The organism is Nostoc sp. JL23 (genome assembly GCF_017115065.1).
GTDB lineage: Bacteria > Cyanobacteriota > Cyanobacteriia > Cyanobacteriales > Nostocaceae > Nostoc > Nostoc punctiforme_A.
Genome location: NZ_JABXKN010000047.1, coordinates 33,817 through 41,120 on the forward strand (window position 1 = coordinate 33,817; position 7,304 = coordinate 41,120).

General features: G+C 42.1%; 6 protein-coding genes. 4 read left to right on the plus strand and 2 right to left on the minus strand.

Features of this window, described 5'->3' with window-relative positions; genetic code table 11:
* Positions 1–3: 3 nt before the first annotated feature.
* Positions 4–1,980, minus strand: coding sequence for a long-chain fatty acid--CoA ligase (locus HWQ42_RS09550; RefSeq protein WP_292811312.1), 1,977 nt, complete (start codon positions 1,978–1,980; stop codon positions 4–6).
* Between the two features lie 230 nt (positions 1,981–2,210).
* Here HWQ42_RS09550 and HWQ42_RS09555 point away from each other — a divergent pair, with 230 nt between their 5' ends.
* Positions 2,211–2,456 (plus strand): hypothetical protein, encoded by a 246-nt coding sequence (locus HWQ42_RS09555; protein WP_094352372.1) that lies wholly within the window; start codon positions 2,211–2,213, stop codon positions 2,454–2,456.
* A 319-nt stretch (positions 2,457–2,775) separates the two neighbouring features.
* Here HWQ42_RS09555 and HWQ42_RS09560 read toward each other — a convergent pair whose 3' ends face one another.
* The gene (locus HWQ42_RS09560) at positions 2,776–3,741 is read right to left on the minus strand and encodes an RsmB/NOP family class I SAM-dependent RNA methyltransferase (protein ID WP_292811316.1); all 966 of its coding nucleotides are present in this window, start codon (positions 3,739–3,741) and stop codon (positions 2,776–2,778) included.
* A gap of 163 nt (positions 3,742–3,904) precedes the next feature.
* Here HWQ42_RS09560 and HWQ42_RS09565 point away from each other — a divergent pair, with 163 nt between their 5' ends.
* The 3 genes from HWQ42_RS09565 (at position 3,905) to HWQ42_RS09575 (ending at position 7,267) form a co-directional block, all read left to right on the plus strand.
* A complete protein-coding gene (locus HWQ42_RS09565; protein ID WP_292811318.1) occupies positions 3,905–5,323 on the plus strand; it encodes a DUF2157 domain-containing protein in 1,419 nt (472 codons plus the stop codon).
* A gap of 222 nt (positions 5,324–5,545) precedes the next feature.
* Positions 5,546–6,256: a GDYXXLXY domain-containing protein gene (locus tag HWQ42_RS09570; RefSeq protein ID WP_292735503.1), complete on the plus strand. Its 711-nt coding sequence runs from the start codon at positions 5,546–5,548 to the stop codon at positions 6,254–6,256.
* A gap of 738 nt (positions 6,257–6,994) precedes the next feature.
* Complete coding sequence (locus HWQ42_RS09575) at positions 6,995–7,267, plus strand: hypothetical protein (protein WP_292811320.1); 273 nt, start codon at positions 6,995–6,997, stop codon at positions 7,265–7,267.
* Positions 7,268–7,304 lie beyond the last annotated feature (37 nt).

Consider the following 7,304-nt stretch of genomic DNA (forward strand, 5'->3'; position numbering starts at 1 on the left):
TGATCAGGCAAACATGCCGTCAATAATATCGCGATAGCGTTCTGTGACGACATGTCGACGAACTTTTAGTGTTTGTGTCATCAAGCCATTTTCGATGGAAAACGGTTCCAGGATGAGTTTAAACGTTCCGATGCGGTCATCCGGTCGATAGCCTGGACGATTTTGGACTTCCCGATTCAATTCTTGGCGAAATAAATCCTGGATCATTCTACTCTCGAAGTCAATTTTTTGACTATCTGAGGAAGTCACTCCATCGCCCAGCGTATCCAGCGTTAGATTCTGACTTGCTGCCCATTTTTCTAAGGCTTCGACATTGGGGACAATTAAGGCTCCCAGGCTGCGCTGATCTTGGCCGATGAGCATAATTTGATCGATGTATGGCGATCGCAAGCACGCATCTTCGATCGGCTGTGGCTCGATGTTTTCCCCGTTAGTCAATACAATCGTATCCTTAACCCTGCCAGTCAGCACTAAGTCGTCTTGTGGTGTCAGCCAACCCAAATCGCCGCTATCAAACCAACCTTCAGCGTCAATTGCTTTCGCTGTCGCTTCCGGATTTTGGTAATAGCCTTGCATAATCTGCGGGCCTCTCAACAATACTAAGCCTCGCTTCTCTATTGGTAAAGGCGCTTTTGTCTCAGGATCGACGATTTTAGCTTCTGTAGCCGGGAGTGGTAGCCCTGATGCGCCAATCAAATTCCGCCAAGGACGCCGTACATGGGTGACAGGAGAAGTTTCTGTCAAGCCGTAGCCTTGCAAAATCTGCACGCCAATAATTTCAAAGAAATTATCTATGTGTCTGGGAAGCGCACCGCCGCCGCTAATCATCTGCTTAACTTGTCCGCCTGTAGCTTCCCGAACTTTGGCGTAAACCAGTCGTTCTCCCAAGGCATGGAGGGGTAATAAAGCTGATGCTTGGATCTTAGCTGCTAATCGTTCGACGGCTGAAGCATGAAGATTATTTAAATCCAATCCTTGAGCAGTTCGCTGGGCTTTGATATATTTGTCGCTAATGCCCAATAAAAATTTAATTAGGCGTTGCTTGTTGGCTGGTTGTTCGCGGAACTGCTTTTGCACTCCTTCATAAATCGATTCCCACAGGCGGGGTACACCGACCATGTAATTGGGTTTAAATTGTCTCAAATCCCCTTTTACAGAGCGCAAGTTGGTATAAACTTGTGTACAACCTTGAGATAGTAGGTAGTATTCAACAGTTCGTTCATAGCTGTGCCAGGAAGGTAGGATACTGAGAACGATATCGCCGGGGTTTGGTTGCAATACTGTCCCAAAACTGATCACTTGGTGCATCAAATTGCTATAAGACAGCATTACACCCTTGGGTTTACCCGTAGTGCCAGAGGTATAAATTAGAGTTGCCAGAGCGTCGCGATTTTGCTTAACTGGCACAAAATTATGATTTTTACCGATTTCGAGCAACTGCGAAAAGTTGAGTACCTTTAGGGTTTCGTCTGTTGGTGGTGCTTCATCGGAAAGTAAGATGACTACTTGAATAGGTAAATCTTTGAGACGGTCTTGTAGTTTTTTAAGTGTTTTTAAATCTTCAACGACGATCGCTGTACTGCCGCTATTAGTGATAATAAACAGCAGTTCTTCTTTTTCGGCTTGGGAACTACGCACCGCATCAACGCCTCCAGCAGTCATGATGCCTTGATCGGCAATAAACCACCGAGGACTATTGTCAGCAATTAGGGAAATGCGATCGCCTACTTTTACTCCCAACGCTTGTAACCCAGCAGCAAATAGTTGCATTTGCTCTGCCAACTGGGTATAAGTAATCACTACTTCTGGTTTAGCATGAGGATTACGGAGAGCGACAATATCACCAAATCGTTGAGCTGCCAAAGGCCAAATTTCTGGTAGCGATTCCACATTTGTGTAATCTACCAACCGCTTTAATGCCTGCCGTTCTCGCTCGCTGATGTTAGATAAAAAAGAAGATGCGGTTTGGGTTGTTGACATAACACCTGACTTAAAGATTTTAAACTGATTATTTTCCAGCTTATTTTGTTATTCCGCTACAATAACCATCCTTATTATCCACATACCCTTCTGTGTACGATCATTCCAGGAATTCCACGTTTATATTTACAAAAATTTATGTTAAAGTTAATTTACATAGAGTGCAAGCAATGGATTGTGTTTGCATCTAAGAACAGCAATCGCCTATGTTTCACAGGAGATGATTACCTATGAATTTTATCGACGGCATAATGCTAACGTTGCTCAATATTGCTGCTTGCATAGCGTTACCGAAGATTTTAGCTATCCTTTTGGCTGATAAAACCAAACTTACTGAAACATTGGCGAATGGTTCCAAATTACAAGCAGCCAAAATTGAACTTACAAGTTTTCCTTATTGTACAGCTTACCAATTGACAGGTAGCCAATACTGTAAATTTAGTCCTGATTTTTGTGCCAATTGTTCTCCAAATTGATGGACTATTGGCCAGGAAAAATTCCTCGGTACTTCCGAAAACCAGCAATTCAATTAATTTTGCAACACATATTCATTCTCATTTTGACAGCTTGAAATCCCCGACTTCTTGAAAAAGTCGGGGATATTTTTGTTCGTAACTCCTGAAAGGATTCCTAAACTTCGTCCAGATTCATAGTTAAATTTATCTCTGTAGTATACTCTTTAGGAAACTCATAGCGACGATCTGCTTCAGCATCAAACACTAGCCGAAGGGTTACGATTAATCAAATATAGTCCCCCAACTAAGTCATAACTAATTATACGCACGTCATATAATTTTAATTTTTCAAATTTTGGTAGATATACAGCGAAGAAATTGTATTTAAATCTACTTCTTTAGGCTCATCTTCATCCGCATTAGTATTTTTAAATAGGACTGTAAATGCACCAGCACCTAATCTATCTTGAGGAAATATCCGATAACAAGGCATCGTAGTTAAATGCGATTGATATTTGGCTAAATTACTAATTTCTATCGCTTTAAACTGGGGAAAGCGTTCCAAAAACCATTCACAAACTTGCTCATTTTCTTCGGGCGAATATGTGCAAGTCATATAAGCAAGATAGCCTTGCGGTGAAACAATTTTAGCAGAGTTAGCTATAATACGCTTTTGCCGATTTGCACTCTTGTTAATAGCAGTTGGGTGAAAACATCCGGGTGCTTTTTCACCTTTGGCAAGTAAAGATTGTCCAGTACACGGAGCGTCTACTATGACTAGATTGCTAGAGCCGGGGAACATTTCGGCAAATATGCTCGAATCTCGATTAACCACTGCGCTAGGGCTAACCTGACAACGCTTAAAATTAGAAATTAGCATTCTCAGACGTTTGCCAATTACTTCATTACTGATGAGTAATTCAGGTTTTAAAGCTCTCCAAGCGAAGATGCTTTTACCTCCCGGTGCGGCACACATATCAAAAACTAAACGCACTGACTCAGGAATAGCTAACAAAGTAGTAGCTGCAAACACCGAAGAAAAATCTAAACAATAGAAATATCCTTTTTCATGCAAGGGATGCTTACCAGGTTTTTCTCCCAGAGATAAGCGGTCTATAAATTGTGGTTGCCAAGAGGTTGGTGTTTCCACTGCTAAAGGTGCAATATCTGGCTTCTCTTGACACCAAAGAATACTAGGTGAAAAAGGCTGAGGATTCATTAAAGCCTCAATAAATTTTTCTTGCTCATCTAGATTAGCGAACAAACGCCGCGAGACTTTAAGTAATAAATTAGAAGGTTTTTCCATCAAGATTATGAATTATGAATTAATAGAAGTACGTTGTATCTGAATCAAAATAAAACTGTTACACAAGAACAATGTAATTAAGGCTTTTGGCTTCATACTCAAAATATAATGACCGCCATTGGGAACGCAATGGCCAAGCTACCCCACTGCACCGGAGAAGGTCATGTTTTTAGATAGTTTTCAGGACAAATTACGCAAACAAGCACAATTATGGAGGGATGAAGGATTAATTAGTTCTTCGCAGTATGAGCAGATAGCAGAACGTTATCAATTTAAAAACCTGGAAGCTGCTGCACGCGATCGCAATAAAGCGATCGCAATCGCTATCGGTAGCATACTTTTATGCTTAGGCATAATTACCTTTGTATCAGGAAACTGGCAGGGAGGATCGCGAGAAATCAAAATTATTCTGATGATGAGTTTGTTTTTTGCGATCGCCATCACTGGATTTTACACCTGGAGACCACCAGAAGGAAAGAAGCCAGAACGAAGCAAACGCCAACTAGGAGAGGGGTTGCTAATTTTAAGCGCCTTCATCTTCGGTGCAAACTTACTGCTGATGGCCCAGATGTTCAATATCATCGGTTCGGCTTCCCAACTGTTTCTCGCCTGGGGATTCGGTGTTGTAGTCATGGCCTTCAGTTTGTCCTTAAATTCTTTAGGAATTCTGTCAATTGTCCTCGTGGAAATCGGCTACTGGACTGGACTAGAAGACTTATGGTACGCTTCAGGTGAGTTAACTTGGTCGCGGCTAGTAGTGCAGCATATGCCTTTGTTGGCATGGCTGGTATTTGTACCCTTAGCCTACTTCTGTCGATCGCGTTGGATTTTTGGTCTAGCAGCCTTTGTTTTTGCTAGTTCCTTACAAGCTAACCTTAATCCACTGCCACTGCTAAATTATGCTGATATAGCCCCTTGGGTGGCATCTTTTGCTTTTACACTGCCACCTGCATTATTCTGGAGTTATGATGATTTACTCTTTCCAACCATAAATTACAGATTGTTTCAATCTCTAGCCCGTAATTTAGCGTTGTTAAGCTTTGGCATCGTCTTTTACGTTTTGTCTTTTCGTTGGGTCTGGGAATCTCCAGATTATAGTTATAATCAGCCAACGAATTTGACAAACTTATTTGAGTCTCTGCCGATCATTGATTTGGGGATTCTCAGTGGCTTGGCGGTTTTACAATGGTTGTTTCTACTGCGCCAAAGAAATAATCCTCCGCGCCGCGAAGTGATTTTCACAACTGCTGTCATTAGTACATTTCTTGTCTTTATTGCAATAGTACCTTTTTGGCATCAAACTATCAGCCGGATTGATGAACTTGGCATTTTTATTTTCAATGTACTTCTTGCAACATTAGCCTGGGGACTAATTCAAGAAGGATTGAAATTAAGCAACAGAAGTTCCTTTTGGGGCGGTATGCTGTTAGTAACACTGCAAATTATCAGTCGCGTGCAGGAGTACGACACCGATTTACTTTTTAAGTCGCTAGTCTATGTCCTGTGTGGTTCTGCTTTAATTAGCGCTGGACTCTGGTTTGAACGCCGCCTACCTGGTGGTAGCTCTACAAGTAAGAAGTAGTGCAAAAGATGAAAGAATTCAGGAGCAGAGCCGGAGACGCTCCGCCTCCGGTCAGAATTCAGGAAAAGTTCACTAAATCTAAAATTGAATGATTCCTAACTCCTAACTCTTAACTCCTAACTAAAAATCTCTGTGCGTCAAAGTTTTTAAAGTTTCTCTGCGTTAGTCCTAATCTCGTTACTTTTAACCTCCTCAAGACCTCTGCTTTTTAGGACTACGCTCATGACTAATACTTCTTCTGAATCTAAGAATAAACCCTTGTCTCCTGAAGCCGAATTTTCCAGTAAGGTGACTTTTCGGGATTACTTGATTGCTACTGAACAAAAATCGAATAAGTCCTTACCTTTTTGGCGGTTACTTGCTCCCCTGGCGCTGCAAACAGGGCTAATTATGGCAGTACCAGCCCAAGCAGTTTATACAGACGTAACAGGTAAGACGGTGATTTTGCAAACCGTACCTGTAGACCCTAACAATGCGATTGAAGGTAACACCTTAGCCTTAGATTACAACATATCCCGTACCTCAAATTTGAGCAGACTACCTGGCTGGCAAACATTAGTCAGCAGAGGTCGTGGAAGTGGCAGAAGATTGCCTGAAGGAACCAATATTTACGTGACTTTGCAAGAGCAATTATCTTCTGGTCGCGGTGTTCCTAGAGCTTGGAGACCGTTACGAGTAAGTAGCGATCGCCCCACAACTCTAAGAGCTAACCAAGTAGCCTTAAAAGGTGTTTATCAGGATGGTTCCGTTAACTACGGTTTGGAAACATATTACATCCCAGAAAACCAACGGCAGCAGATTCGGAACGACTTACAAGCCCAACGCGCCCGCAGAGGACAAGTACCACCTATTGTGGTCAAGGCGAAAGTAGATCCACAAGGAAAGGCAGTCCCACTTAGTATGTGGGTGCGCGATCGCAACTATCGCTTTTAAGCTGTTAGGTAAAGCGTGTAAATATGCAAGCTTTGTCTCTAAAGTTCTGAGCGCTGACTTCCGGCGCTCAGAATTTTCTGTTTGTCATTTTTATTTATAAATGACAAACAGACTAGTGAATGTTGATGCCATTATCTAGCACCATTTGTGAGAGGTTAAGGTAATTGTACTAAGGTGCGGATTCCTAGATTACGCGAACGGTGAGATGAAAATATAAAGGATAGATAAAAAAACAGTACTCTTGTATACATTTTTCAGCAAAAAACATGAAGATTATGCAAAGATTGGTATGAGATTATATAAATCTAAGTAAATTTCCGCTATGTAAGTACTATCAGCTTATAAGCTGCTTACTCTTTTCAAGCGTCGAATAACACATTATTTTTTGTCAAAAGAAGCAGGGGAGCTCTTAGCAGGGAGCAAGGGGGAGGGACTGAGACGGAGCTTGTACTCTGCCCCAGTCAAGCGACCACCGAAGGAGGGGCTTGTACCCATGTTCCGCTTTGCTTCACGGCTTCGGTCATTAACATCCATAGAGGTTGTTGGAATCACGACAAAGAATTCGTTAATCAATACTTGTCAAGTCTGAAACTTTCTAGTTCTGACTCTATGAACTTCTGATCGAAGAAAGCTTGATCTCAGAGTTGTCTGTGAATTCTGACTTAAAGAATTTTTATTGAAAGAGCAAGACTGTCAGGGGTTAAAACTCTATCACACTCAATTGAGGAAAGTTATATTATGCCCAGACTAATTGTTTCTTTTCCCCCGATCATAGGCACCTCTGCTTTGGATCTAGTGGTGGGTCAAGAGGATAATGCATTCCCAGCAATTGGAATTGAGGTTCTAAAAAACGGAGTCATCGATACTAGAGGAGGTAATGACACTATCAAGGGTAGTGCCACTGGTGGCGACGAAGATTTCTCCAGCAGTGAGGGCGCAGGCACTGGCACAGGCATTGCTAACAGTGGCATCATCGATGCAGGGAAAGGAGATGTGCGATTCGTTGCTTAGTGAATCACGGTAATCAGCCCGTACATAACTAAGCCAG

Excerpts from the sequence above, each read along its gene's own strand:
- HWQ42_RS09550 (WP_292811312.1), bottom strand. The coding sequence starts at position 1,980 with ATGTCAACAACCCAAACCGCATCTTCTTTTTTATCTAACATCAGCGAG.
- HWQ42_RS09555 (WP_094352372.1), top strand. The coding sequence starts at position 2,211 with ATGAATTTTATCGACGGCATAATGCTAACGTTGCTCAATATTGCTGCT.
- HWQ42_RS09560 (WP_292811316.1), bottom strand. The coding sequence starts at position 3,741 with ATGGAAAAACCTTCTAATTTATTACTTAAAGTCTCGCGGCGTTTGTTC.
- HWQ42_RS09565 (WP_292811318.1), top strand. The coding sequence starts at position 3,905 with ATGTTTTTAGATAGTTTTCAGGACAAATTACGCAAACAAGCACAATTA.
- HWQ42_RS09570 (WP_292735503.1), top strand. The coding sequence starts at position 5,546 with ATGACTAATACTTCTTCTGAATCTAAGAATAAACCCTTGTCTCCTGAA.
- HWQ42_RS09575 (WP_292811320.1), top strand. The coding sequence starts at position 6,995 with ATGCCCAGACTAATTGTTTCTTTTCCCCCGATCATAGGCACCTCTGCT.